The following is a 25,191-nucleotide window of genomic DNA, read 5'->3' as shown; positions in this document are numbered from 1 at the left end:
CTTAGAGAGACGATCTTAAGTATCTAATATTGCGACTACTTTTTTCACTGTTTTGAAAAAAGTAGTCCTCTCAAAGAATTAGCCTTTAGGCGGAGAAATTAACATGAAAAAACTGATTACTGCCCTACTATCAGCTGGTCTTTTACTAGCTGGTGCAGTTCAAGCTGAAGCTGAGCTGGATAACCCAGGCGGCATTGGTGGCGTAGAATCTCTACGTGGTGCAAGTGAACTAGAAGCAACTCGCGCAGCGGACGACTTTAAAAAGTTCCCACGCGACCAAGTGCTAGAGAGCGATTACGTATACCAACCACCATTGGTACCTCACACAATTCGTAGCTACGAAGTTTCTTTAAACGCAAACAAATGTCTGTCTTGCCACAGCTGGAAAAATGCAAAAGAAATGGGTGCAACTAAGGTGAGTGTAACTCACTACATGAACCGTGAAGACGCCGTTCTTGCTGATGTGTCACCTCGTCGTTACTTCTGTCTGCAGTGTCACGTTCCTCAAGCTAATGCAAAACCACTAGTTGAGAACGAGTTCAAACCTGTAGATTCACTGCGTTAATCGTAGCCGGACTGTAAGAGAGGCTATACATGATAAAATTACTTAAAGCGTTTTGGAAAAGACTCGCGACACCAAGTAAAGCAGCGGTAGGCGTTGTTTTATTCTTGGGTTTCTCGGGCGGTCTTTTGTTCTGGGGTGCATTTAACACGGGTATGGAAGCAACCAACACAGAAGAATTCTGTTCTGGCTGTCACGCACCTATTGTTGAAGAGATCCAAGAAACGATTCACTACTCTAACCGTTCAGGCGTTCGTGCAATCTGTTCAGACTGTCACGTACCGCATGAGTGGACTGATAAAATCGTTCGTAAAGTTCAAGCATCAAAAGAGCTATATGCGCACTTTATTTCTAAGACGATTGATACTCCTGAGAAATTCAAAGAGCGTCGTCATCACTTAGCAGAGCGTGAATGGGCTCGATTGAAAAAGAACGATTCACTTGAGTGTCGTAACTGTCACCAGTTCGATTACATGGACTTCTCAGAGCAGAGCCCTCGTAGTGCGAAACAGCACTCGACAGCGCTAGCTTCTGGTGAGAAAACGTGTGTAGACTGTCACAAAGGTATTGCACACAAACTACCAGACATGCACGGCGTTGAAGGCTGGCAATAAGGAGCGATTGAATGAGTACTTTAGAAAGCGTAATTTGGCACATCCTAGGTTACAGCGCTATGCCAGTTATCATCCTGGGCGGCTTCGCAGGTGTTGCAGCCGTATCTCTTTGGATTTTATCTATGGGTAAAGACAAAGAAATCGATTAAGAATCGAGATTGCGTTAACTTTTTCCAGTTATGCTTGAGATAAGTTGACACTAAAAAGCCACTGAATTCAGTGGCTTTTTTATGGTTCATCGCGGCTTTCCGGGGAAAGCCGCTTTTATCTTCAAGAAGAAGTAGTCTGTATCTCGATATCCATACCCCATTCGCTTGATTAACTTTATTTTGTTGTTTATCCCTTCCAATGTGCAGGTGTTGAGCGGATAAGTTGCCGATGCAATAATACCGTGAAGATAAGGCCTCAGTTTTCGTGCAAACTCTTTCAATGGCTTAATTCCACTCTCTTGCACTTGTGCCCACCATACCTCCCAGAGCCCCTTAGCATGTGCTTCTGATTTACAGTACCAAAGCTCTTTGAGTTGTGAGCCGAGTATATAAGTGGCCATCAAGTCCTTATTGATATTCAATATTTCAGTAAGATAGCTATCTTGTCGTGCATTTAAATTACCTCTGTTTTTCAGCAGTACCCAGCGTGAGCGCTTCACACATTGCCTCGCTTTTTTATCCTGCTTGAGTTTGTTAGCTTGGTCGACTCTGACTCTATCCATCACCTCACGACCGAACTTAGCAACAACATGGAATAAGTCGTAAACGATTTTTGCATTCGGGCAGTGCGCTTGAACTTCAAGGTCAAAAGCCGTATTCATGTCCATTGCGACCGCTTCGATATTGTTACCATGCTTGCCTAACTGCTCGAAAAACGGTCGTATGTCCTGCGGCTACGACCTAACCTATCAAATGACTTGGTGAGTCTTAGCATCAGCGATGACTGTGGCATATCGGTGCCCTTTAAAGATGGCGAACTCGTCCATGACGAGTTGCCTTAGCCCTTCCCATTTCACTGACGGTACCACTTGGCGAAGTCGACGTTTATCTATCTCTTTAATGGTGTGCCAATGAACGCTCGTTAACTGGGAGATATGCTTAATGGGAAGAAGAGGCAGTAGTTGTTCTATATAGCTTTTTTAGACGCGTCGTTATACGAGCATAAGCTCTAACCAAGATAGAAACTCTGTTTTTATGCCGCAGTCACGACACTTGATCCTTCGAGTTTGAACGGAAAGCTCAACAGGAACATTGAACAACATGGCCTCTTTCACATGACGCCATTGATACTCATGGATAGCCTCAGCTTCAAGACCGCAAAGGCATTTAGCCTCAGAATTAGGTTTAAGAGTTAGTGTAACAAGTGATGCTGTCTGGTGAGACTTTACTATTTTAAAGCCTTCCCAGAATGAAGATAGGAAAGTATGATTCGGCATGAAAACGGTAGTTTGTGTATGATTTTTGTTTGGCGACTAAACCATATCACTTACTACCGTTTTTTTGTTTTTAGTTCCCGCTAATCCGCGATGAACCTTTTTTATTATCCGGCGTTTCTGTTTACAGCTAGGGGGATGATGAAACCTTAGTAAAGAGACATCGCAGCTTATAGAAAGAAAGCCTTATATAACAAAACCTAAGATTCGTTTTTCGGAGCTTCTGTGTCAGCAGGCTCTTTATCTACCGTTTCTTGATCAATAATCGGCAGCACCTGTTTTACATAGTTGCCTGGTGCCTTGCCAATCACAGGGTTAAGCTCAGAACCTTGATTGAAAGGTTCGATCTTCTCGTCAGTCTCAAAGCCCTGTAACCACTGATCCCAGTGTGTCCACCATGAACCTTCGTTGTGGCTCGCATTTGATAGCCATTCATCAGCAGAATCATCAAGATTGTCATTCAACCAGAACCCATATTTCTTCTTGTCTGGATGATTAACAATACCTGCAATATGTCCTGATTCACCCAACACAAAAGTTTTGTTGCCACCTGTGTTCAATGCACCACGGTAAGTCCCCTGCCATAAGGCAATATGGTCTTCTTTGGCTGAGATGAAGTAGCTCGGTATTTTGATCTTATTCAAATCGATCCAAACACCACCTACTTTCACGCCTTTGTCTTGCACGAGTTTGTTCTCAAGGTAAAGCTCACGCAACAAGAAGTTATGGCATTTCGCAGCCACGTTGGTGCTGTCACTGTTCCAGTACAACAGGTCAAACTCCATTGGGCTGCTGCCTTTTAGGTAGTTATCAATGTAGTAGTTCCAGTACAGACTGTTTTCGCGAAGCAAACTGAACGTCACGCTCAGTGAGCGACCATCCATATAACCTTTGGCGTCGTTCTGTTTCTCAATCGCGTTAATGATCGTTTCGTTGATATACGCGCCAACCTCTCCCGGCTGTGAAAAATCCAACAAGGTGGTAAAGAAGGTCGCGGTTTTGATGCGTTTCTTCATGCGCTTCGCTGCGTAGTAAGCAACCGTAGAAGCCAATACCGTGCCACCGATACAGTAACCCGCAGCATTGATCTGCTCTTTACCGGTAATGTCTTCAATCGCCGCGACCGCTTTCACTACACCTTCCGTGACATAGTCACCGAATTCTTGGTCTTTCTGCGCCTCACCCGGATTACGCCAAGACATCATGAACACACTGTGCCCTTGCTCAAGCAACCAACGTACCATCGAGTTCTTTTCACGAAGGTCAAGAATGTAGTACTTATTGATGAACGGCGGAACGATCAACAAAGGCGTTGCATTCACCTGAGGTGTCTTTGGATAGTATTGAATAAGCTCGAACAGGTCGTTTTGAAAAACAACATCACCTTCCGTGTTCGCAACATCAACACCTAATCGGAAGGCATTATTGTTGGTCATACGAATCTTGAGAATATCAGCACTCGCTTCAACGTCTGCTTGTAGTTGCTCTAACCCATCAAGCAGGTTTTCGCCATTTCGCTCAAGCGTCAGTTTCATCAGCTCTGGGTTAGTCGCAATGAAATTGCTTGGAGAAAGAGCATTAATAGCCTGACGTGAAAAGAACGCCACACGCTCTTTGGTTTTTTCGTCGATGCCTTCGATAGAGTTGATGGTATCGATATAGCTTTTGCTGAATAACAAATAGGATTGCTTGATAAAGCTGTAGAACGGGTCGTTTTTCCACGCCTCGTCAATAAAGCGCTTGTCGCTACGATCTTCGGCTATCACACTCTCGGTGTTGCCCATCAACGCGGCATTTTGCCAGATCTTGAGTTGTTGTTCCCACCATTGGGATTGTAACTGAAGAAGAACGGCAGGTTGGTTAGCGGCTTGCTCGAAGATTTTTGATGCATCCTCAAAGTTCAATTCTTGCATCGCTTGGTTTAGGGGAGATTGCGCGGCTTCCTTGTTTTGTTCAAAGCTTTCCCACCATTGCTGGTTCGTTTGTTGAAGTTTAACAAGGTAGTCCGAAAAGAAGTGTTGAAACATAACATGACTCCAATAATCGGAAAATCGCCACCGAGCCTCACAGCAAACACTGCGCTAACTCGATGGCGATTAAATTTATGCAGGTGTAACTGTTTTCAAGTTTTCAGTTGTTAGTGTTTCAACATCTTCTTTGAACTCTTTTGCAGCAGCTTGCATTTTTGAGCTATCGGTCATCATCTGTTGAGACAATTGAGTTAGCGCTGCTAGTTGCTGGCTGTTGAAAGCCGTTAGGCTAGTCACGTCTTTGATTTCAGTCACTGCTTTCATTTGCGCAAGACCCATGTCCGTGTAAGTCTGCATTGCATTCATTTGCAGTTCAGTCATCGTTTGGACGTTCTTTGCAACCAACTTGTTGAACTTTAAGTACGGTTCAAATTGCTTTTCAGTTTGGTCAGTAATTGTTTTGAAAATATCCGTGTACATAAGTAACTCCTGATGAATACATAGTTTAATAAATTTGTGTCACTACCGTTTCAGCCAACGCTCATCGATTAACTCACGATGCTTTGAAAAGCTGATCCGATATTTTAAGCTTGCTACCGATATATCAGGCTCTAACCTTCAATACCTTTTAGCAAAACAGCGGTTCCCATTCCTCCACCCACACAGAGTGAAGCAACGCCATAAGTCATTTTCTGTTCAAGCATTTCATGGATGAGTGAAACAATAATTCGATTGCCTGACGCACCTAAAGGATGGCCAAGCGCGATTGCACCACCATTCACATTCACCTTTGGCTTGAACGCATCAAGCGGTAAGTCATGCTGCTCTGATAATTGGTACATTACGCCAAGAGCTTGTGCTGCAAACGCTTCATTCAATTCAAATAAATCTATTTCTTCGAGAGTGAGATTCGCTTTATCAAGCGCTTTAGAAACCGCTTCTACTGGTCCTAAACCCATAATCTTTGGATCCAAACCTGATTGTGCGTAGCTGGTCAGTTCCACTAAAGGTGTTAGACCATATTTCGCTACCGCCGACTCAGACGCTAAGATAATCGCACTCGCACCATCATTGATACCCGAAGCGTTACCCGCCGTGACAGACCCTTCACGGTCAAAGGCTGGGCGAAGCTTTTGTAGACCTTCAAATGTCGCGTCTGACTTCGGATACTCATCTGTATCAAACGTGATGGTTTGTCTGCGCTGCTTAACTTCTACAGGCACGATTTGCTCGTTAAACTTACCCGCTTCAATCGCAGCAACGGCTTTCTGTTGGCTTTCTAAGGCATAGTTATCTTGAGCTAGGCGCGAAATATTCAACGTGTTCGCGATATTCTCAGCGGTCATGCCCATGTGGTAGTGATTAAACGCATCGGTTAAGCCATCACCAACCAGTAAGTCTTTCATTGAGATGTCACCCATTTTCTGACCATTACGAACGCTCGCTGGTACCACAAAAGGAATTTGGGACATCACTTCAACACCGGCAGCAATAACCACTTCAGCATCTTGTGCTTTAATGTGCGCCGCTGCGTCCATCACTGATTTCATGCCACTGCCGCAAATCATGTTCACGCCGTATGCTGGTGTTTCCTCAGGAAGCCCCGCATAGATGGAAGCCTGACGAGCAACCCCCATGCCTTGACCTGCCGAAATCACGTTGCCGACGATCACTTCATCAATCGCATCTAACGAAATATCGACAGACTCAAGCGCACCTTTGATCGCAACGCCAGCCAGCTCGCCCGCAGATACGTTTTTTAGCGACCCGGTAAATGCACCAATAGGAGTGCGCTTAGCCGCAACAATAAATACTTTTTCCATCATTCCAATCCCTTCAGTTTCGCCAATTAGTGCATGTACAAGCCGCCATTCACAGACAATGTCTCGCCTGTAATGTACGCGCCAGATTCACTCGCTAAAAAGCCTACTGCGTCTGCAATTTCAACAGGCGATGCCAAGCGTTTCATCGGGATTTGGTTCTTGATTGAATCAAGTACTTCAGGCTTCATTTGCTCAACCATAGGGGTCGCTGTATAGCCAGGGGCAATCACGTTCACTGTTACGCCGCTGCGCGCACCTTCCGCTGCCAGAGCTTTAGAAAAACCAATCATTCCAGCTTTAGCTGCCGAGTAGTTCGTTTGCCCAAACTGACCTTTAAGACCATTGACGGAAGAGATGTTGATGACTCGGCAGTTACCTTTTTCACACATTGGTGCAAATAGAGGCTGAGTCACATTGAATAGGCTGTTGAGATTCGTCTCAATCACGTCTTTCCACGCTTCCGCATCCATCTTTTTAAAGACGCTATCACGTGTAATTCCCGCGTTATTAACCAATACATCCACGGTGCCTTCTTCTTCTAACAACTTGCTCAAGCTCAACGCACACTCCTCAGTATTGGTCACATCTAATTCAAACAATCTCACTTGATCTTCGGTGAATTGCTTTTCGTTAAACCAATCCAATGCACATTGGTAATTTCCAGTAAAATAAGTCGCGATTACACGATAACCGTCTGCAACTAATTTAGAGGAAATTGCTGAGCCGATACCGCCTTTTGACCCTGTAATTAAAGCAAGCTTTTTCATTAATGGTTCCATCCCTTACAAGCAATTAAATAACAATGATGTTAATAAGATAATGTCTTAGTCGATAATTAAAACTTACGTTTTGCTTTAATTAAACCCTACAGTTCAAAAACAAAAAGTATTATTACAGATATAAAATATTTTCGTATTATGATTAAAAACTAGACTTGCATCCCAAAACCGATGAAATGTTACGCAGATGTAAACCAGCGCAAGACTTTGATATTATTAAGGTTTATTTGATTTTACTTTTATCGCCAAGTCGATAAGTCTTTGTTTACTATAAATAAAATCACACCCTCAACTTGTTTCAATAAGAATGCAATATTGAAAAAGTAAACAATTGATCGTAGGAATAATATCGAGCTTGCTATTTACTATTAATAAATCTATCGAGGTATTTCTATATCAAATTCAATATAAATAAATATTAAAATCACACCAACTAACAATCTAACTCGATGAGTGAAAATGAATAGGCAATAAAAAAGGTTCATCGCGGCTTTCCGGGGAAAGCCGCTTTTATCTTCAAGAAGAAGTAGTCTGTATCTCGATATCCATACCCCATTCGCTTGATTAACTTTATTTTGTTGTTTATCCCTTCCAATGTGCAGGTGTTGAGCGGATAAGTTGCCGATGCAATAATACCGTGAAGATAAGGCCTCAGTTTTCGTGCAAACTCTTTCAATGGCTTAATTCCACTCTCTTGCACTTGTGCCCACCATACCTCCCAGAGCCCCTTAGCATGTGCTTCTGATTTACAGTACCAAAGCTCTTTGAGTTGTGAGCCAGTATATAAGTGGCCATCAAGTCCTTATTGATATTCAATATTTCAGTAAGATAGCTATCTTGTCGTGCATTTAAATTATCTCTGTTTTTCAGCAGTACCCAGCGTGAGCGCTTCACACATTGCCTCGCTTTTTTATCCTGCTTGAGTTTGTTAGCTTGGTCGACTCTGACTCTATCCATCACCTCACGACCGAACTTAGCAACAACATGGAATAAGTCGTAAACGATTTTTGCATTCGGGCAGTGCGCTTGAACTTCAAGGTCAAAAGCCGTATTCATGTCCATTGCGACCGCTTCGATATTGTTACCATGCTTGCCTAACTGCTCGAAAAACGGTCGTATGTCCTTGCGGCTACGACCCAACCCTATCCAAATGACTTGGTGAGTCTTAGCATCAGCGATGACTGTGGCATATCAGTGCCCTTTAAAGATGGCGAACTCGTCCATGACGAGCTGCCTTAGCCCTTCCCATTTCACTGACGGTACCACTTGGCGAAGTCGACGTTTATCTATCTCTTTAATGGTGTGCCAATGAACGCTCGTTAACTGGGAGATATGCTTAATGGGAAGAAGAGGCAGTAGTTGTTCTATATAGCTTTTTAGACGCGTCGTTATACGAGCATAAGGCTCTAACCAAGATAGAAACTCTGTTTTTATGCCGCAGTCACGACACTTGATCCTTCGAGTTTGAACGGAAAGCTCAACAGGAACATTGAACAACATGGCCTCTTTCACATGACGCCATTGATACTCATGGATAGCCTCAGCTTCAAGACCGCAAAGGCATTTAGCCTCAGAATTAGGTTTAAGAGTTAGTGTAACAAGTGATGCTGTCTGGTGAGACTTTACTATTTTAAAGCCTTCCCAGAATGAAGATAGGAAAGTATGATTCGGCATGAAAACGGTAGTTTGTGTATGATTTTTGTTTGGCGACTAAACCATATCACTTACTACCGTTTTTTTGTTTTTAGTTCCCGCTAATCCGCGATGAACCATAAAAAAGCCCACTCTCAAGAGAGTGGGCTTACGATATAAATCAATAAATAGAAAGGCTAATCGCTATAAACATATCAGACATTAATAGCGAATTGGATTCTACTTAGTAAATATTTCATTTGTATTTACATCAAGATAAATTTTGTTTTCAAGGGACAGACCACCGCAATAAATAAAATAGACATCTCGCTCACTGTACTTCACCGATTTCACCCAACCGCCTAATTCTTCGAAATCACTTGGGGCACATTCGCCCTCAGAAATCAGCTTTACGACAGCATTACGGAATCTCTCTTGGTGGATCTTAAGATCGTCAGATTTTACCAAATAAGAATCCAATATCTCTTTACTTTCTTTCTCTGAAATAATCACTTCATCATTCGATAAACCTGACATAGCAACCCACTCTGCAGTTTGTGGACCACCTTCCTTTAGGACGATGTAATCTGAGATGCGAGCCCATTCACCTTGCTTCTCAAGTACCTCGACCTTTTCTCCTTTGTAGAGGTAATCTGTGATTAAACCATCGACTTCAGGTTGTTCAACCACTTCAAGCTTTCTCTCCAAAACGTAAAATTCCGTCTGTTCTGGTTCAGGTTGAAGATCCATGATGGGTGCGAGATCAGATTCTGATTGCTTAGTAACTGCTTGTTCAGGCTCTTCCGTTTGTTCTGGTGGAATTGGGTCTTTGTTCATAACGAAGAAGTAATACGCAGCTCCTCCTCCGCCCAGTACTAACAACACAAGTAAAGCGATCAGCGCTTTTTTCATCAAATCCACCAGCTCTTCCGTTTTAGGTATGGCTCAAGTGTACATCAACTCATTCGCCTGCTCATCTATACTCTCAATAGAGAGCACAGTAAGTTGAGGAAAGTCATGAGTTTTTGGGAGAAAGTGATCATTTTATGCGTACCTTTGAGTTGCAATGTCGCTCTAGCGAATCATTGTGACCGTGAAAACTGGCAAACGCTGTTAGATCGTCAACTCTCGTTTGAAAGTCGTTATAATCAGTACACCAAAGAGTTCAACCAAGTTCTCTCTACCTATGAATCACAAACACTGTTATCTAAACACTTTAATGAAAAGCAGGTCATTGAGCTTTGGGCAAAGTACGAACAAAAGTTTAATATTCAGCTCAATAGTCATATGAATACCGCGTATGATGTCTCTGAGGTTTTGTTACAACAGGCGTACGTAGTGTCTTCTGAACTTGAAGGCGCTCAGTCGCTAGAGTATTCATGGAAAGACATCGCCAACCATTGCACCAAAGACAAACTCCCGCGTCAGGCTGAAAGCGCTCAAGTGCACGTAAAAAGCTCACAATCACTATTGAGAGATCTCCATACACTCACTGAAAAATTCCGTCAGCTATCATTAAGATATCGCAAAGAAGCGACGATGATTGATGAAGCACGCCAAACTAACCTGCAAATAGAAGACGCACCAAACTGAAATCACCTTTGGGTTTCCTCACTTGAACGACTGGACTTTTCAGATAATTATGCTCAACCCCATTCATAATATTTTAATAATGCGTTAATCAAAGCTTTATCAATAAGTCGTGAAACTAATGTGCTAACTATCAACAATAAAGTTCAATTTCCAATCAATGCAAGCGAGTATGTGAGATATTCATCACAAAATTGATTTACAAACGCCAGAAAATTGTTATCATGAATCTTCATATAACTTAATAACAAGAAACATTTTGGCTAGGTAATATGCAAAAAACTATGGCTTTCAACTGCTTGAGTAACACGGAATGGACTGCAGAGATAAGAGGTAAACTTTTATCTGTAGCTAAACACATGGAAGAGTTCGGTTCAGTAAGTGAGCTAGAGCTATGTAAGATATTTGGAGAAACAATTTGGAATGATGGTGTGGATTACCATTCACATGCTTTTTCATTCAGAATTAATGCACAAACTGGGGATTGTTCAATCTCTCAGAGACTGTCCTAAATTCTGTGTAACTGTCTAGACTTAAGCCTTAAAGGCTAAGGATGGATAGTATGGATAAGAAAGCACTTGAAGCTTTTGCTCGTGAAGCAGCTAAATCAATTAAGACAGAATCTGATCTTGATGACTTCCGAAAAATGTTAACCAAGGTGACTGTTGAGACAGCATTGAATGTTGAGCTTGATGAGCACCTTGGCTACGAAAAACACTCCCAAAACCCAGCTCCAACTCACGTAATGGGTATACCAGCAAGTCTATTATCACTGATGATGGTGAAGTGCCGATAGACGTTCCTCGTGACCGTGAGTCAAGCTTTGAACCAAAGCTGGTTCGCAAGCACCAAACTCGTTTCCAGTCGATGGATGACAAAATCTTAAGCCTCTATGCTAAAGGCATGACGACCCGAGAAATCGTAGCCACATTCAAGGAAATGTACGATGCGGATGTCTCACCAACCCTTATATCTAAGGTGACGGACTCTGTTCTAGAGCAGGTTGTTGAATGGCAATCTCGCCCATTAGATGAAGTCTACCCAATCGTTTATCTCGACTGCATTGTCGTTAAAAATCAGGCAAGATAAACAAGTCATCAACAAAGCTGTTTATCTTGCGCTAGGCGTGAACATGGAGGGTCAAAAGAGCTGCTTGGCATGTGGTTGTCAGAGACGGAAGGTGCTAAGTTCTGGCTTGCTGTGCTAACAGAGCTACAAAACCGCGGAGTAAAAGACATTCTCATTGCTTGTGTCGATGGTCTGAAGGGCTTTCCTGATGCCATTAATGCCGCATTCCCAAATACTCAGATCCAGCTCTGTATCGTCCATATGGTGAGAAACTCAGTTAGGTATGTACCTTGGAAAGATTATAAAGCTGTGGCTGCCGATCTTAAGAAGATCTATCAGTCGAAGACAGAAGATGAAGCCTTGCTAGCGCTAGAGCAGTTCTCAGATAAATGGGATGGCAAATACCCTCAGATCAGCCGCTCTTGGACAGCACATTGGAATAACCTGAACACGCTCTTCAACTACCCAGAAGATATTAGGCGAGCAATTTATACGACTAATGCCATAGAATCACTTAATAGTGTTATTAGAAAAGCGATTAAAAGCGTAAGCTGTTCCCGACAGATGAATCGGCAAGGAAGGTGATCTTCTTAGCGATCCAGGATGCCTCAAAAGATGGACGATGCCAATTAGAAACTGGCGACAAGCCCTGAACCGCTTTATGATTATGTTCGAAGACCGATTAACTGAATATATGTAACCCCGACAGTTACACAGAATTATTTACAGGGTCATCTCTCACTTTAAGTATCACTAAGTTTTGCACCTATCATATACGGAGTACCTTTCACGAGGTGCTCCGTTTTTTATTGCCGTGAGTTTGGCATCTTGTGAAAGATCTTTGGTCATCTTCGCATTGTTATTCAAAGATCAAACCATTTCGTTTTCAGCTCACTCTACTCGATAACACTCATCCTTTCCTTCTGCTTACTCGGTATAAACAGGAAGCGGCGCGTTCCCTTTCACTTGTCTTATCGCGAGATGAGTATGGATATCTTTAACATTAGAGAGACGTTGAAGCTTTCTGGTAAACGTTTCATAGGCCATTAGATTCGGACTGACGACTTCTAACAGATAATCATAAGCGCCAGACACTACATGGCAGCTGATCACCTCCTCCATCTCGACAATCGCGCCCTCGAACTTATCGATCGACACTTCTTGGTGGTTGTTTAGGCTTACTTCGACAAACACACTCATCGCCACACCCACCTTTTCTCGAGATAAGCTCACGCGGTAACCATCAATAATGCCTTTTTCTTCAAGCCTTTTGATACGTCTCGCGCAAGGTGACGGGGATAAGCCGACTTCATCGGCTAACTCTGCCGTGGTCAATCTACCGTCCTTTTGCAACAACTCGAGAAGGTGTCTATCAATTCTATCCATAGTCAAAGTCATTCATTAGTTAAATTCGTTAACAATTGAAAGGATATTAGCAGAAATCATCAATGACAGGTCAATTTAGAACGAAACTTGCCAACTTGAGGCACGAAATCTCCCTCATAATGAAGCATCATTCACTTTCATTGTTTATTATGAATCTTGGCTACCTATCAATTACCGTCACTCTGCTGATCTGGGCGAGCTTTTTCCTTTCTCTTAAAGGCGGCGCGAATTCAAATTTAACGCCTGCAGACATCGCACTCACACGCTTCCTTATTCCCGCCTTGGTACTATTACCTTTGGTGTGGAAAGCGCGTAGTTCCATTACAGCAGTACCTAACCGTTACTTAGCAGGTATGTTTGTCGGTAGTGGTCTGCCTTATCTGCTTGTTGCAGGTACAGCCATGCAGTTTGTTCCTGTTTCACACGGCAGTGCTTTAGTGCCCGGAACACTACCTCTCTTTGTTACCGGGATTGCGGTGCTCTTTTTCAAGCAACCACTTAGCCGCCACCGAATCGTTGGTCTAACTTTGGTGTTACTAGGTATTGTGTTGTTCTTGGGGAGCAGTTTGAGTAGCTTTAATTTTGAATACACCAAAGGTCACTTACTGTTTCTGTGCGGTAGCTTGATGTGGGCAATCTTCACTATCTCTGCCCGTGTCGCCAACCTAGATGCTTTGGTCAGTGCAGGGTTTATTTCTCTCTGCTCTACTTTGTTGTTAGTGCTGCTTATCCTCACCGGAAAGCTCCCTAGCCATTTAATGGATACCCCTATCGCTCACTGGCCTTTTACAGAGCTAGCCATTCATTCAATGGTACAAGGTGTTGGAGCGGGCTTAATTGCTGCATTCACTTACCTATATGCGGTTAATACCTTAGGGGCAGAGCGTTCTGCTGCGTTTGGAAGCGCGACACCTGCAGTTGCAACACTATTGGCGATTCCACTGTTTAACGAAGTTCCAGATGCAATGACTTGGCTTGCCCTTGGTTCTATTTGCATTGGTAGTTTGGTCGCGAGCAATATCTTCATGAGAAACGACCAATCCATGCAATATCAGCCACCAAGTCATAGCAAAGCGTAATGCTTTTAATGTTCACCATTTCAAGCAGTTCGATGGCGACTTTTCAGGTATGCGACATCCAGATAAGCCTACAAAGGTAGGCTTATCCAAAATCTGCTTTTTCTAAGCTCGCTTCTCCATTAAACTGTCCGACCTTTTTGCAGATTCAAGAGAACACCATGCAACGCGACTACACCTTAAATTGTTTAATCACAATGCCTCGCCATGAACTAGAAGAATTTAGTTTAAGGATGATCCATCGCCTTGTTCCTGAAGATGCAATGACAGAATTGTTCACGTTCGAACAAGAAGAAGTGACCAGCGAAGAACGCATGCAGTCGGCAAAATTCGATGCAATGCTGCGAATGACGGCTATTGCACTTGGCGAAGTAAACCTAGCGTTTTCTGAGTCAGACAACTCACAACAAAACATCGAGCGTATGACTCGCCTACTGCTTTGGCACTTCTACTCAATCTCCTTCAACTTAGAAGAAGCTATTGCGATTGAAGTACACTGCGAGAAAGTAGGGAAGATCTTAAAGAACGCACCAAAAGATGCATTCGGTTGGGTTAAAGAGTTAACTGAGTTGCTTCACTTCTACGCAAAAGTAAATGAAGGCAACGAAGAGAAGAAAGACGCGTAACGTCACTTCGTAACACGCTGTAATTCAAACACAGCTTAGTAAATATCAAGGGCAGAAAGAACTATATCGAAGGCAAGTAAAAGCTTTGCTGAAATGAGTTCTCTGCCTTTGTTGTTTCTAACACACTGTGGTGCAACATCAGTATCGATTGGGCGATCTTGGTTCCTATTCCTAATGAACCATTCGGCGCTTCCTGCTCCACCTCATTGTGAATCACGACTCTCACCCGCTTCGAATCCGGCTCTAAATCAACACTCAGTGAAACTGCTGTTCCACTTGGGCTATGCCTCAACGCATTATCTAACAAGTTCAAAATCAACCTTTCAAGCAAGTCACTATCACCAGCCGCTTTTACTCCATCAGGCATGTCCACCTTAAGTTCGACATCTTTATGGCGGTACTGACTTTGAATCGTTTCTAAGCACTCACTCAGTAACCCATACAAATCTATCGAAACGTATTGATAGGTAGGAACAGGATTGTCATGTTTTGCACTATCGAGAAGTGAATGCAATTGTTCAGACAGTTTATTACCATTGCGGTAAGCCACATCAATCAGTGGATCCGAGTGTGGATTTTGGATCTTCCACGTTTCTAAGTAACCCAACACACTTGATAACGGTGTTTTCAAATCATGGCTTAACTGCAATAAGCTTTGTCTACGATGCGAAGACTGATACTCAAGCTGTAAGAATTGTTGTTGAATGTGTTTCGCCATCAACTGATAAGAACGAGCAATCGGCACCAACTCTGGCACTTGGTGAATAAAGTTGGGGTCAAGGCGGAAATCTTGCTCTGCTTGCTGTTGTAGCTTATTGGTGACCTCTTCAATAGGGTTCAACAGGCTACGTTTTACCAACAGGTAAGCGCCAATCGCAAAACCTAAGATAGAGATCAACATAAGACCGGCTAGCGCCATATAAGGTGTATCGACTTGTGAGTTGGCAATCACAGTGTGGCGGTTACTACCAATCAACACATACAGATACCCCACCGTTGAACCCAACTCTTCTATCGCAGCAACGGAAAATACCTTACGAGAATCAGGATTGATCGGGTCTTCACCCAGAATCGGATAAGGCTCGTCATTTAAGAATTGTTTAATGGGCGCTAAGTCTATCTGGCTTGCCAACACAGTCCCTTCTGGCGCAGCGTGTGTCGTGATATTGCCCTGACTATCGAGAAAGTAGATGTCGAAATCGGGACCAATCAACATCAAGGTATGAAAGATGGATTTAAGGGCTTTGGGGTTGTAGTCAGTCCCAATCATCAGCGGGTTATCATCGCGCATGTGAACCGCGAGCTCTTTGTGTAAGCTCTGTTTAGTTCTTTGTTCTATGGTCTCTTTTTGCCAATGATACGTGTAGGCAATCACCACACTCACGAGCAGAAACCACAAACTGGTAAACAACACTAAACGCGATTTGAAACTCATGTTCTCTCCTCGATGGCTCTTAAGCTTAGGACGCGACACATAGGCCTAAACTTTCGATTCGAACTTATAGCCCACACCCCAAACGGTTTTGATGAAATCATCGTCGCTATTCGGCATCGCCAGTTTGGTTCTCAATCGGTTAACCGTGCTACACACCGTGTGGTGATACCCAGAATGATCGGTATTCCAAACGTGATTGAGTAGCTCATCTTTGCTATAGACGCGCCCCGGTCGGGTGGCTAAAAAGTGAAGTAACGTAAACTCGGTTGCTGTCAGTAGGACATCTTGATTATTCAATGAAACCTGATGACGCTCAGGTTGGATGGTAAGCCCGCCAAAACTCATTACGGGTTCGGTTGATTGCGCATCTTTCACTGCAGATTCAGAGTGACTTAAGCGACGCAGCACGTTCCTCACGCGAGCTTGAAACTCGAGCACACTGAAAGGCTTGGTGATGTAGTCATCAACCCCAGCTTCTAAGCCAGACACCTTATCTAGCTCAGTGTCTCTTGCTGTAAGCATTAGCACAGGCGTCCAGTCTTCTTGCTGGCGTAACAATCGACAGAAATCGAGACCATCGCCGTCAGGTAAGCCTCGGTCAAGCACAACCAAATCAAACTGGCTTCCCTGATATAGCGCTTGAGCCTTTTCAATTGAGTTAGTTCTTACAACATCATGCCCTTGGAACTTAAGATGCATCTGCACCAGCTCAGCCAAGTCATCATCGTCTTCAACCAACAATATGTTTGCCATCAAATTTACCGCAGCACTGTTCATTATCCCTGCTCTATTCGGAGTCTGCCTACCTTTCAATTGACCGGAACAGAGCAGGAATTCTTTCATCGTGTGTTCAACCAGTTACTCTGTGCGAGTAATCGTGATTCGCGCACCGGGATTAAGGAATCGATGATTGCCACTTAATGCGGAGGTCGCAAGACCATCATCTTGACTGATGACTCCAGAGTGGAAGCTGACGACATCGGTATCGTTTCTATCACTGTTAAAACCTTCGCCACCACCAGCAGGCCCAGGAATCGTTGCAGCAAGTTCGTCATTGAGCTCCGTTCCTGAATCCCACACGTTCATATTCATCGTGAACGTATCACCCACCGCTAACGATTTCAGCGATAAACCAGATTCACCAACAAACGCATCATTGGTGTTCACTAACATTGAAGCAACAGAGATATACCCTTCTTGATTTGGGTCGACACGAATAGAGACCGTGTCTTGTTCTCCGGAAAGAATCAGCCCATTGCCTGAGATGCCTTGATAAACATTAGCGTCGCTGTTGCTGAGTGCGATGAGTTCTGCATTACTGCCACCTTCAGCTAAGTATTCAAGGTCAACGGAAGCACTTTGGCCGATTTCAAACAGATCAAAACTGGTGTTGTGCGTCAGTATCGCAAGTGGCGACATAGGTTGGTTGGGCGTGAGGTTGGCAACACTCACATCGTAACGGTAGTAATCATCGTCATCATCAGGACAACCGGCTAACACGGCGACAGAAGCAGCGATAAATAAAATTCTAGCTTTCATACATCCCCCTTACTTCACAACGATCGTGATGGTTGCCACAGGGTTTAACCAGCGATGGCTACTGCTGTCAAGGTCACTAATTCCACCCACAGCATCACTATCACCAATGTTGCCCGGATGAATATGAACCTTAGCGTTAGACACGGCAGTCTCTACACCTGTACCACCAGCACCAAAGGTAATAAAGGGTGGATTTGGCATACTACTAGCCAACTCATCATTGGCTTCAGTACCTGCATCGTAGCCATTCAGTGTGGCTTTATAGGTACCTGCTTGAGTTGGGATCTTCCAACTGTCTAATCCAACAAAACCATCATTGGTTGGCAATAACATTGCGCCGAGCGACAAGTAAGCCAGATCTCCAGTATCAATATCGAATGTGGTCGCGACACCTGGGTCAAGAATACCGCTAGCAGGGTTTTCAACGACGACACCACCGGCATTGGCGATGACACCAGATAAGCCCGAGATGTCACCACCTTCCGCCATGGATTCCAACTCAGCAGAAGCTGCCTCCCCCGTTCTAAACATGAACAAGCTTGAATCATGAGCCGCTGCCAAGATTGGCGTAAAGTAGATTCCTTTAGTCGCATTAGTCACTGTCACCTCAAGCTGGGCTGCCTGAGCTTGAACAGCCCCAAAAGCGAACATCGCCGAGCCAATCACTAAGCTGATTTGAGTACGTTTATTCATTTTGATTCCATCCTTTATTGAGTCCTTTCGTGACCAGCGAGTCAATAACATCGAAATACGTGTTATCTAGTCAGCCACGAACTGTGGTGTTGTTGACTCTAAGAATGGCGATCAAATCTATCAGCAACTTCATTGAATTATCATAAAAGTCTCACAAGTTTATCCAAACTTATTACAACCCAGACAAGTAGCCATAAATCACTGATATTTAATTGAAATTAGTTAAATCACAAAGAGGGAGGGAAACATAAAAAAGAAAATAAGGAAGGGAGAAAGCGCAAAAAGGCCGAATCGATTTAACGATTCAGCCTCTGTTTTTGTGTATTGTTGCTCGTTCTAAAAGCCGTATAAGCCTCTAAGAAACGCTAACAGTACAACATCAATTTAGAACGCGTAGTTTGCGTCAATAAGCTCGCTTACTTCAACTTTCGTCACTTCAGCACGCGCTTCAAGCCATTGTGCAACTTGCAGCTGCTCTGCTTCAGTTACTGAGCGGTAACGCTCGATAGAACATAAGAAACCTTCAAACAGCTCTAGGCCACCGCCACCAAAGCATAAGCCGATGCTGTCGATGAAATCGATGAACTCGTCAATGAACACATCGTATTGGTCAAAATCAGCAATCGATGTCTTGCAGCTTACTTCAAAACCCAGAATCGCGAATTCACCTAGGTATAGCTTTTTGCGTAGGCGACGATTTTTGTTTTCGATTTTATCTAATTTCATAACTGTCTCTCTTTTCATTTGATTAAGCATTTATACACAGTTATAACCCAATCCCCAAGTGTTTTGTCTTGCATGAGAAGTGTTATGGCAAAAATCGTGCTACAGAAACAAAAGCTTAATAAAAACTATAAAAATCTGTCACTTAACTGCTTCACGATTGGTCACACATTTACCCAAGTTATTAACCAATTCGTTAGTACACGGGTAAGTCATAAATAACGAATAATAAAGTCAGCCAATAGGAAGCAGTCGCGATGAGCAAGGAAACATTTGATAGCACTCGTTTTAACAAGAGTAAAAACAAACCCTTCGAAGAAGTTCTAGATGCAAACCTTTCAAGAAGAAACGTATTAAAAGGCGGATTAGGCATCAGTGCAATGACCGCATTTGGCGCGTTTGGTTTAGCAGGTCATAGCACAGCTAACGCCGCAACAATGCAAGCAACAGGCGCGCAAAAAAGCACCGCAACTCTAGCATTTGAATCGGTTAAAGGCTCATTGACTGACAGTGTTGTCGTACCGAAAGGCTACACAGCACAAGTGCTCGTTCCTTGGGGCACGCCACTTAACAAGCAAGGTAATGCTTGGTTAAAAGACGGAACCAACAACGCACAAGACCAAGCCAACGCACTGGGAATGCACCACGATGGCATGCATTTCTTCCCGCTTGATGGGAACAGCAATGATGGTTTGTTGGTGATCAACCACGAATACATTGACCAAAAAGCCCTGCACGCTAATGGTCCTACATACAATGAAGGCGTTCGCCCTAACATTGATGAAGTACGCAAAGAGATCAACGCACACGGCGTGAGTGTGGTTCGCGTTAAGCTTGAAGGTAATCAATGGGTAATGGTCGATAACGATCCACTTAACCGCCGCTACACTGGCGCAACTGTGATGGACCTGTCTGGCCCTGTCGCTCACAGTGAGTTTACCAAAACGAAATTTTCACAAGACGGCAGCCAAGCTCGCGGCACATTAAATAACTGTGGCAACGGCTACACACCTTGGGGCACTTACCTAACTTGTGAAGAGAACTGGCCAGGTTACTTCGTCAATAAAGGTACAACGACACAAGCTCAAGAACGTATCGGAATCGCGACGGACAAAACTCGCTACGGTTGGGACACGCTTTCTGGTGACAAACAAGAACGCTTAGATGAGTTCGCACGCTTTGATGTAACACCAACCGCAGATTCACCAATGGACGATTACCGCAACGAAGCACACGGTCACGGCTACATTGTTGAGATCGACCCGTACACAGCAAACTCTCGTGCGAAGAAACGCTCTGCTCTGGGCTGTTTCCGTCATGAAGGTTGTACCTTTGGTAAGTTAACTGAAGGCGAGCCTATCGTATTCTACTCAGGCCACGATTCTCGTTTCGAATACCTCTACAAATTTGTTTCTGAAGCGAAATGGGACCCACGTGACGCTGAGCCAAGCAACCGACTAAGTGCGGGCGACAAGTACATGGACAAAGGCACGCTTTACGTAGCTAAGTTCAACGACGATGGTTCGGGCACATGGTTACCGCTAACACTAAGCAGCAAAACCACTAACGGTGGCAAGCTAGGTGATACGTTTGACTCTCAAGCCGCACTTATCGTTAATACAGCAGGCGCAGCCGACCTTGTAGGCGCAACGCCTATGGATCGCCCTGAATGGTGCTCTGTAGACCCAATGACAGGTACGGCTTACCTAACATTGACTAATAACAACAAGCGCAAAGAAGCGAACTCAGCGAACCCTCGCGTAAACAACAAGTTTGGTCATGTTATCCGTTGGGATGAAGGCAAAACGGCGGACGAATTCGATTGGGATATCTTTGTATTCGGTTCACCTGCAGTGGAAGACAAGTCTATCAACCGTTCTGGCCTTACAGATATGAACCAGTTCGCGAGCCCAGATGGCTTAGCATTCGATGCTCGTGGCATCTTGTGGATTCAAACGGATAACGGCGCAGACGAAGTTACTGGCTACACCAACGATCAAATGCTGGCTGTGGTTCCATCTCAGTTAACGGATGACAAAGGCAACAGCGCGGTGATTGATGCAAACAACCAAGCACAGCTTAAACGCTTCTTTGTTGGTCCAAACGGATGTGAAGTAACTGGGTTTACTATCAGCCCAGACTTCAAATCACTGTTCGTGAACATTCAACACCCAGCAAACTGGCCATCGTCTGAAGATGCAACAGCTCAAACTCAAGGTAATGTTCGCCCAAGAGCATCAACGGTTGTCATTCGCCGTGAAGACGGTGGTGAAATTGCGGTTTAATAAGCAAATCTAGCTAAGGTCAGCAATCTTGCTGCTATCTAGTTTCTGTTCGCTAGCAAAGTAAAATCAAAAAGAGCGATAAGGCTAATTGCCCTATCGCTCTTTTTATATTCGGTAAACTCTTTGATTCAACGAATAGCTTGCGGCTTCGTAATCTACTCGTTAGCAGCTAACTAGTATTAACTCACGAACAACCACACACCCACGCCCATCATCAGCGTGCCCGCAATACGATTCATCAACTTCACGTTGTCAGCCTTACCAAGCATGTGTTTAAGGCTCTTACCGCCTGTCGCGTAAAGAGTCATACAAACAAATTCAGAGACAAGAATAATCGACACGAGAATCAACAACTGTGGGGCTAAGTCTTTACTGCTGTTAATAAAAGGAGGAAGAAGAGAAATCATAAACGCCCAACCTTTTGGGTTAGCAATCGCAGTAACAAAGCCTTGAACTACCAAGTCCCAATCATTGTTTGTTTGCGTCTCTTGATTATCAGTGCTGATCGCCAACTTGCCTCTTGAACGCCACATCTGAACGCCTAAATAAAACAAGTACCCTGCACCCACAAACTTGAAGCCTGTAAATAGCCAAGGGTAATTCAACATAATAGACGCAATACCTAATACTGCGGCAACTGAAACCACCGCGACGCCAGCCAGTTCACCGACCATCATCCATAATGTTCGCTTGTAACCGATGCTCATGCCCAATGTTAACGCCAAGGTCATACACATGCCGGGCGTGATTGATACAAAGAAAAACGTGGGAATAAAAGCCCAAAGTAGCGCGCTATCCATATTATTACCTTATCGACTTATTTTTATTTGAGTGTTCAGCTTGTTGAGTTGTCTTTGTAAGGAGCGACCTTGTATTTTGCGACACAACGAAAAAGAGCCACAATACAGTGGCTCTTTTTCATTACCAACCGTAATTTTACTTACGACGGTTTTTAATTCGCTTCATCATAGTCAAACGTCGTTCTGCGCTTGCTTGATCTTGAGGCTCTTCGTTCGCGTTGTTCTTACGACCTTGGCGGTTTTTGTAAGCCGACTTAGTGTTCAGCTTTTCAATGTAAGCGTCACGCTTCTTCGGTTCATAACCCGGCTGCTCAACACGACGAATGCGCTGTTGAATCAGTTTTTCAACTTGAACCACAGTCAGCTCTTCTTCGCGGTTAACGAAAGAGACAGCGTGACCTTGCTTACCAGCACGACCTGTTCGGCCAATACGGTGAACATAGTCTTCTGCTAGGAAAGGCATGTCGTAGTTGATTACGTGTGGTAAGTCTTCGATATCAAGACCACGAGCCGCAACGTCTGTTGCTACCATTACACGAGCTTTACCCTCTTTAAAATCATCTAGAGCACGACGACGAGCACTTTGCGCTTTATCACCGTGACACAGTACTGCTTTAATGCCATCTAACTTAAGCTCTTTAACCACATCGTTCGCTGTTTCTTTGTAGTTCACAAAAACAAGCACTTGGCGCCAGTTTTTACGACCAATCAGTTCAGAAAGCAGTTCTGTTTTACGTTCTTGATCGACTGGGTAAACCACGTGGCCGACAGTAGCAGCCGTTGAGTTTTCGCGCTCAACACTGATACGTTTTGGCTTACGTAGAATATCAACGGACAGTTGGTTCAACTGAGTCGATGTTGTCGCAGAGAACATCATGATCTGTGGAGAGGTTTCTACATCCAGCATGATCTTACGAACAGCATTGATGAAACCCATATCTAGAATACGGTCAGCTTCATCAAATACTAGGAATTCTAGGTTAGCAATAGACACGTTACCCGCTTCTAAGTGCTCTTCTAAACGGCCCGGAGTCGCAACCAGAATATCCACACCCAGCTCTAATTGACGAACCTGTGAAGACATCTTGTTACCACCGTAAACTGCTGAAACGCTTAGTTCAGTGTATTTAACGTAGTCTTTGATGTTCTGAGCGATCTGCGCAGCAAGCTCACGAGTTGGAGCAAGAATAAGGCCGCGAGCCGTTCCTCGAGATGCTTTTTTACCACTGTTCAGTAGGTGTTGAATAACAGGCAATGAGAATGCCGCTGTTTTACCCGTACCGGTTTGAGCAGTAGCAAAAATATCATGGCCTTTACGAGCCATTGGAATCGCTTTTTGTTGAATTGGAGTGAGTTTTTCATAACCACACTCAGTCAACGCTTTGACTAATTCAGGAGCAAAACCTTGAGAGGAAAATGACATTGTTACGGGTTCCTTAAGCAGACAGCCTACATTCTTATTTCAGCCGAGCACTATAAAGTAATTAGAGTGATTTATCTCACATTTATCGTGATATAACGCAAACTTTCTCATTTAATCCGGTGTTTACCACGCCATCGACGAAGCAAACACCCAATTATTCAGTTCAAACAGAGATTAAACCCTATTTGATGCCACACAGCTTGAGCAGAATCTGTTCGAGATCGCCCCACGGCATCAGCTGCGAGTCGATCACTTCCAGTCGGGACTCAAAGCCATCGAGGGAAATTTCATTCACTGACACGACTTGATTCGCCACGTTAAACGCGTAGCAGCCTTGGTCAGTATTAACCACCGCTTTTACACGCTCAGCCGTAAGATCTGACAGCATTGAAAACAGCGCATCGAAATCAAACTTATGCTCTGCGCCAAACAGCCAACCACAACTGTAGTAGCCCTGCCCTTTGTTCTCTTTACGGATAAAAGCTTCGCCCGGAGGAAGTTCGAATTGAGGTTCTTGTTCTGCGTGATCATGATGGTGCGATTCAATATGAGTTGAAGCACTGCCATGTACTCTTTCAATGTCCAACACTTCTAATGGCACTTCACCATCGTGAATTAGCTTATGGAAGACTTTTGCTGGCGTTTGATCCGTCACCCAATCGTTAAACACATCGATGTCTTCAGAATGCACAAGATCGACCTTGGTGCCTAGAATCACGTCTGCGCTGTCTAATTGATCATTAAAGTTCTGATTAGACGTGTATTTTTCATTGGATAGATTGCGTGGGTCAACCAAACCTAATGTCGCTTTTAGATCAACATACGGCGTGTACTGGTCAGAAGTTAGTGTCGCGATTACTTGTTTAGGGTGACCAAGGCCTGTTGGCTCAATCAACAAGCGGCCTGGCTTTTGGCGAAGTAAAGCATTAATACCTACAGACATAGGCACGCCCGCTGTACAACACATGCAACCGCCCGGAACTTCTTTAATCAAAGCACCTTGGTCTGTCATCAATGCGCCATCGATGCCGATTTCCCCGAACTCATTAACCAGAACAGCCCAGTTTTCATTCTCAGGTTTGTTTTTTAGCAGGTTCAAAATAGCTGTCGTCTTACCAACACCTAAGAAACCCGTAATTATGTTTGTAGGAACTTTTTTGGTCATATCAGTTCTCCTTTTTTAGGGAGTATATACTCAATTACCAAAAAGTTGACCCCAATCGCTTGTTTATACTCAGATTGGCGAGCAGAAGAATGGGTTAACTAAATCGAGAGATAGGCTGATTTACACAGATATAGCGCTTAGCGAAGTATGAAGAGTTGAGCAGATAAATAGAGAATAGAAGTGAAAAGCAGAATTTTGGATGCTCCAGACGGACTAAAGGCGTACTTGTCAGTACGCCTCACCCTCGTTACTCAATCGTGAGTTCGCGAATCAGGAAGCCTTAAATATCGACCTGAACATTTAACGAGGAACTAAAAACTTTGTTTCTGAATCCATCCAAATTGTGTGTAAAACCTCACTTCTCCTTGCGGTTCGTTATGTTGCTTTACGATTTAACTATGGTTCATTTTCGGCGTAATACAAGTTGCTGCCAGAGAATCGATCAAAACTGTGACGGCGATTCCACTATATTGTCCATACATTCCATTTATGTAATACACTTCTTTCATAAATGAAATTCAACTTTGCATCTTTGCTGCTATAGGATATGCAGAGGAGGCGTATAATTTACTAAGACCC

22 protein-coding genes and 3 pseudogenes are annotated in these 25,191 nt (G+C 43.8%); 9 read left to right on the top strand and 16 right to left on the bottom strand.

Translation table 11 applies throughout. From position 1 onward, the window contains the following. Window positions 1-103 precede the first annotated feature (103 nt). Genes ITG10_RS22035 through ITG10_RS22025 form a run of 3 tightly spaced genes read left to right on the top strand, consistent with a single transcriptional unit; the run spans window position 104 to window position 1,325 of the window. Window positions 104-565 carry a nitrate reductase cytochrome c-type subunit gene (locus ITG10_RS22035; RefSeq protein ID WP_017062614.1) on the top strand — a complete coding sequence of 154 codons (462 nt, stop codon included), beginning with the start codon at window positions 104-106 and terminating at the stop codon, window positions 563-565. A gap of 29 nt (window positions 566-594) precedes the next feature. Beyond that, complete coding sequence (locus ITG10_RS22030) at window positions 595-1,176, top strand: NapC/NirT family cytochrome c (protein WP_170964248.1); 582 nt, start codon at window positions 595-597, stop codon at window positions 1,174-1,176. An 11-nt stretch (window positions 1,177-1,187) separates the two neighbouring features. Then, entirely contained in the window at window positions 1,188-1,325 is a 138-nt protein-coding gene (locus ITG10_RS22025; protein WP_010430103.1) for a TIGR02808 family protein, read from the top strand. A gap of 86 nt (window positions 1,326-1,411) precedes the next feature. Here ITG10_RS22025 and ITG10_RS22020 read toward each other — a convergent pair. The 7 genes and pseudogenes from ITG10_RS22020 to ITG10_RS21990 all read right to left on the bottom strand — a co-directional run bounded on the left by ITG10_RS22020 (window position 1,412) and on the right by ITG10_RS21990 (window position 9,724). After that, window positions 1,412-2,602: pseudogene (locus ITG10_RS22020) on the bottom strand (ISL3 family transposase). A 197-nt stretch (window positions 2,603-2,799) separates the two neighbouring features. Continuing rightward, window positions 2,800-4,626 carry a class I poly(R)-hydroxyalkanoic acid synthase gene (gene phaC, locus ITG10_RS22015; protein WP_248386870.1) on the bottom strand — a complete coding sequence of 609 codons (1,827 nt, stop codon included), beginning with the start codon at window positions 4,624-4,626 and terminating at the stop codon, window positions 2,800-2,802. 75 nt (window positions 4,627-4,701) lie between these two features. After that, window positions 4,702-5,049 (bottom strand): phasin family protein, encoded by a 348-nt coding sequence (locus ITG10_RS22010; RefSeq protein ID WP_017632947.1) that lies wholly within the window; start codon window positions 5,047-5,049, stop codon window positions 4,702-4,704. A 131-nt stretch (window positions 5,050-5,180) separates the two neighbouring features. After that, window positions 5,181-6,392: an acetyl-CoA C-acetyltransferase gene (locus ITG10_RS22005; RefSeq protein WP_017632948.1), complete on the bottom strand. Its 1,212-nt coding sequence runs from the start codon at window positions 6,390-6,392 to the stop codon at window positions 5,181-5,183. A 26-nt stretch (window positions 6,393-6,418) separates the two neighbouring features. Continuing rightward, window positions 6,419-7,159 (bottom strand): SDR family oxidoreductase, encoded by a 741-nt coding sequence (locus ITG10_RS22000; protein WP_248386869.1) that lies wholly within the window; start codon window positions 7,157-7,159, stop codon window positions 6,419-6,421. A gap of 493 nt (window positions 7,160-7,652) precedes the next feature. Beyond that, window positions 7,653-8,845 (bottom strand): annotated as a pseudogene (locus ITG10_RS21995) (ISL3 family transposase). 198 nt (window positions 8,846-9,043) lie between these two features. Next, on the bottom strand, window positions 9,044-9,724 hold the full coding sequence (locus ITG10_RS21990) for an SH3 domain-containing protein (RefSeq protein ID WP_248386868.1): 681 nt from the start codon (window positions 9,722-9,724) through the stop codon (window positions 9,044-9,046). A 96-nt stretch (window positions 9,725-9,820) separates the two neighbouring features. Between ITG10_RS21990 and ITG10_RS21985 the strand changes: the two genes are divergently transcribed. The 3 genes and pseudogenes from ITG10_RS21985 to ITG10_RS21970 all read left to right on the top strand — a co-directional run bounded on the left by ITG10_RS21985 (window position 9,821) and on the right by ITG10_RS21970 (window position 12,161). After that, window positions 9,821-10,396, top strand: coding sequence for a hypothetical protein (locus ITG10_RS21985; protein ID WP_248386867.1), 576 nt, complete (start codon window positions 9,821-9,823; stop codon window positions 10,394-10,396). 269 nt (window positions 10,397-10,665) lie between these two features. Next, entirely contained in the window at window positions 10,666-10,905 is a 240-nt protein-coding gene (locus ITG10_RS21980; protein WP_248386866.1) for a hypothetical protein, read from the top strand. Between the two features lie 50 nt (window positions 10,906-10,955). After that, window positions 10,956-12,161: pseudogene (locus tag ITG10_RS21970) on the top strand (IS256 family transposase). Window positions 12,162-12,388: 227 nt separating this feature from the next. Here ITG10_RS21970 and ITG10_RS21965 read toward each other — a convergent pair. Continuing rightward, the gene (locus ITG10_RS21965) at window positions 12,389-12,847 is read right to left on the bottom strand and encodes an Lrp/AsnC family transcriptional regulator (RefSeq protein WP_017631849.1); all 459 of its coding nucleotides are present in this window, start codon (window positions 12,845-12,847) and stop codon (window positions 12,389-12,391) included. 149 nt (window positions 12,848-12,996) lie between these two features. On the opposite strand from ITG10_RS21965, the gene ITG10_RS21960 reads away from it, so the two are divergent. Further along, complete coding sequence (locus tag ITG10_RS21960) at window positions 12,997-13,926, top strand: DMT family transporter (RefSeq protein WP_248387158.1); 930 nt, start codon at window positions 12,997-12,999, stop codon at window positions 13,924-13,926. Between the two features lie 158 nt (window positions 13,927-14,084). After that, window positions 14,085-14,549 carry a hypothetical protein gene (locus ITG10_RS21955; protein ID WP_017631847.1) on the top strand — a complete coding sequence of 155 codons (465 nt, stop codon included), beginning with the start codon at window positions 14,085-14,087 and terminating at the stop codon, window positions 14,547-14,549. Window positions 14,550-14,610: 61 nt separating this feature from the next. On the opposite strand, the gene ITG10_RS21950 is transcribed toward ITG10_RS21955, so the two are convergent. The 5 genes from ITG10_RS21950 to ITG10_RS21930 all read right to left on the bottom strand — a co-directional run bounded on the left by ITG10_RS21950 (window position 14,611) and on the right by ITG10_RS21930 (window position 18,942). Next, the gene (locus tag ITG10_RS21950; protein ID WP_017631846.1) at window positions 14,611-15,984 is read right to left on the bottom strand and encodes a HAMP domain-containing sensor histidine kinase; all 1,374 of its coding nucleotides are present in this window, start codon (window positions 15,982-15,984) and stop codon (window positions 14,611-14,613) included. Window positions 15,985-16,029: 45 nt separating this feature from the next. Then, window positions 16,030-16,761 (bottom strand): response regulator transcription factor, encoded by a 732-nt coding sequence (locus tag ITG10_RS21945; RefSeq protein ID WP_017631845.1) that lies wholly within the window; start codon window positions 16,759-16,761, stop codon window positions 16,030-16,032. A gap of 81 nt (window positions 16,762-16,842) precedes the next feature. Continuing rightward, a complete protein-coding gene (locus ITG10_RS21940; protein WP_017631844.1) occupies window positions 16,843-17,523 on the bottom strand; it encodes a spondin domain-containing protein in 681 nt (226 codons plus the stop codon). A 9-nt stretch (window positions 17,524-17,532) separates the two neighbouring features. Then, on the bottom strand, window positions 17,533-18,216 hold the full coding sequence (locus ITG10_RS21935) for a spondin domain-containing protein (protein WP_017631843.1): 684 nt from the start codon (window positions 18,214-18,216) through the stop codon (window positions 17,533-17,535). A 384-nt stretch (window positions 18,217-18,600) separates the two neighbouring features. Continuing rightward, on the bottom strand, window positions 18,601-18,942 hold the full coding sequence (locus ITG10_RS21930) for a YggL family protein (RefSeq protein ID WP_008219317.1): 342 nt from the start codon (window positions 18,940-18,942) through the stop codon (window positions 18,601-18,603). A gap of 254 nt (window positions 18,943-19,196) precedes the next feature. On the opposite strand from ITG10_RS21930, the gene ITG10_RS21925 reads away from it, so the two are divergent. Beyond that, window positions 19,197-21,224, top strand: coding sequence for a PhoX family phosphatase (locus ITG10_RS21925; RefSeq protein WP_017631842.1), 2,028 nt, complete (start codon window positions 19,197-19,199; stop codon window positions 21,222-21,224). Window positions 21,225-21,403: 179 nt separating this feature from the next. On the opposite strand, the gene ITG10_RS21920 is transcribed toward ITG10_RS21925, so the two are convergent. From ITG10_RS21920 to ITG10_RS21910, 3 genes are all read right to left on the bottom strand, one after another. Continuing rightward, window positions 21,404-22,024 (bottom strand): LysE family translocator, encoded by a 621-nt coding sequence (locus ITG10_RS21920; RefSeq protein WP_017631841.1) that lies wholly within the window; start codon window positions 22,022-22,024, stop codon window positions 21,404-21,406. A gap of 136 nt (window positions 22,025-22,160) precedes the next feature. Continuing rightward, window positions 22,161-23,447, bottom strand: coding sequence for a DEAD/DEAH box helicase (locus ITG10_RS21915; RefSeq protein ID WP_017631840.1), 1,287 nt, complete (start codon window positions 23,445-23,447; stop codon window positions 22,161-22,163). 181 nt (window positions 23,448-23,628) lie between these two features. Then, window positions 23,629-24,612: a GTP-binding protein gene (locus ITG10_RS21910; RefSeq protein ID WP_017631839.1), complete on the bottom strand. Its 984-nt coding sequence runs from the start codon at window positions 24,610-24,612 to the stop codon at window positions 23,629-23,631. Window positions 24,613-25,191 lie beyond the last annotated feature (579 nt).

The organism is Vibrio sp. ED004, assembly GCF_023206395.1.
Classification (GTDB): Bacteria; Pseudomonadota; Gammaproteobacteria; order Enterobacterales; family Vibrionaceae; genus Vibrio.
This window is presented reverse-complemented; position numbering and strand designations above follow the sequence as displayed.

Coding starts and splice junctions, on each gene's coding strand:
- ITG10_RS22035 (WP_017062614.1), top strand. CDS start 104: ATGAAAAAACTGATTACTGCCCTACTATCAGCTGGTCTTTTACTAGCT.
- ITG10_RS22030 (WP_170964248.1), top strand. CDS start 595: ATGATAAAATTACTTAAAGCGTTTTGGAAAAGACTCGCGACACCAAGT.
- ITG10_RS22025 (WP_010430103.1), top strand. CDS start 1,188: ATGAGTACTTTAGAAAGCGTAATTTGGCACATCCTAGGTTACAGCGCT.
- phaC (WP_248386870.1), bottom strand. CDS start 4,626: ATGTTTCAACACTTCTTTTCGGACTACCTTGTTAAACTTCAACAAACG.
- ITG10_RS22010 (WP_017632947.1), bottom strand. CDS start 5,049: ATGTACACGGATATTTTCAAAACAATTACTGACCAAACTGAAAAGCAA.
- ITG10_RS22005 (WP_017632948.1), bottom strand. CDS start 6,392: ATGGAAAAAGTATTTATTGTTGCGGCTAAGCGCACTCCTATTGGTGCA.
- ITG10_RS22000 (WP_248386869.1), bottom strand. CDS start 7,159: ATGAAAAAGCTTGCTTTAATTACAGGGTCAAAAGGCGGTATCGGCTCA.
- ITG10_RS21985 (WP_248386867.1), top strand. CDS start 9,821: ATGAGTTTTTGGGAGAAAGTGATCATTTTATGCGTACCTTTGAGTTGC.
- ITG10_RS21980 (WP_248386866.1), top strand. CDS start 10,666: ATGCAAAAAACTATGGCTTTCAACTGCTTGAGTAACACGGAATGGACT.
- ITG10_RS21965 (WP_017631849.1), bottom strand. CDS start 12,847: ATGGATAGAATTGATAGACACCTTCTCGAGTTGTTGCAAAAGGACGGT.
- ITG10_RS21960 (WP_248387158.1), top strand. CDS start 12,997: ATGAATCTTGGCTACCTATCAATTACCGTCACTCTGCTGATCTGGGCG.
- ITG10_RS21955 (WP_017631847.1), top strand. CDS start 14,085: ATGCAACGCGACTACACCTTAAATTGTTTAATCACAATGCCTCGCCAT.
- ITG10_RS21950 (WP_017631846.1), bottom strand. CDS start 15,984: ATGAGTTTCAAATCGCGTTTAGTGTTGTTTACCAGTTTGTGGTTTCTG.
- ITG10_RS21945 (WP_017631845.1), bottom strand. CDS start 16,761: ATGAACAGTGCTGCGGTAAATTTGATGGCAAACATATTGTTGGTTGAA.
- ITG10_RS21940 (WP_017631844.1), bottom strand. CDS start 17,523: ATGAAAGCTAGAATTTTATTTATCGCTGCTTCTGTCGCCGTGTTAGCC.
- ITG10_RS21935 (WP_017631843.1), bottom strand. CDS start 18,216: ATGAATAAACGTACTCAAATCAGCTTAGTGATTGGCTCGGCGATGTTC.
- ITG10_RS21930 (WP_008219317.1), bottom strand. CDS start 18,942: ATGAAATTAGATAAAATCGAAAACAAAAATCGTCGCCTACGCAAAAAG.
- ITG10_RS21925 (WP_017631842.1), top strand. CDS start 19,197: ATGAGCAAGGAAACATTTGATAGCACTCGTTTTAACAAGAGTAAAAAC.
- ITG10_RS21920 (WP_017631841.1), bottom strand. CDS start 22,024: ATGGATAGCGCGCTACTTTGGGCTTTTATTCCCACGTTTTTCTTTGTA.
- ITG10_RS21915 (WP_017631840.1), bottom strand. CDS start 23,447: ATGTCATTTTCCTCTCAAGGTTTTGCTCCTGAATTAGTCAAAGCGTTG.
- ITG10_RS21910 (WP_017631839.1), bottom strand. CDS start 24,612: ATGACCAAAAAAGTTCCTACAAACATAATTACGGGTTTCTTAGGTGTT.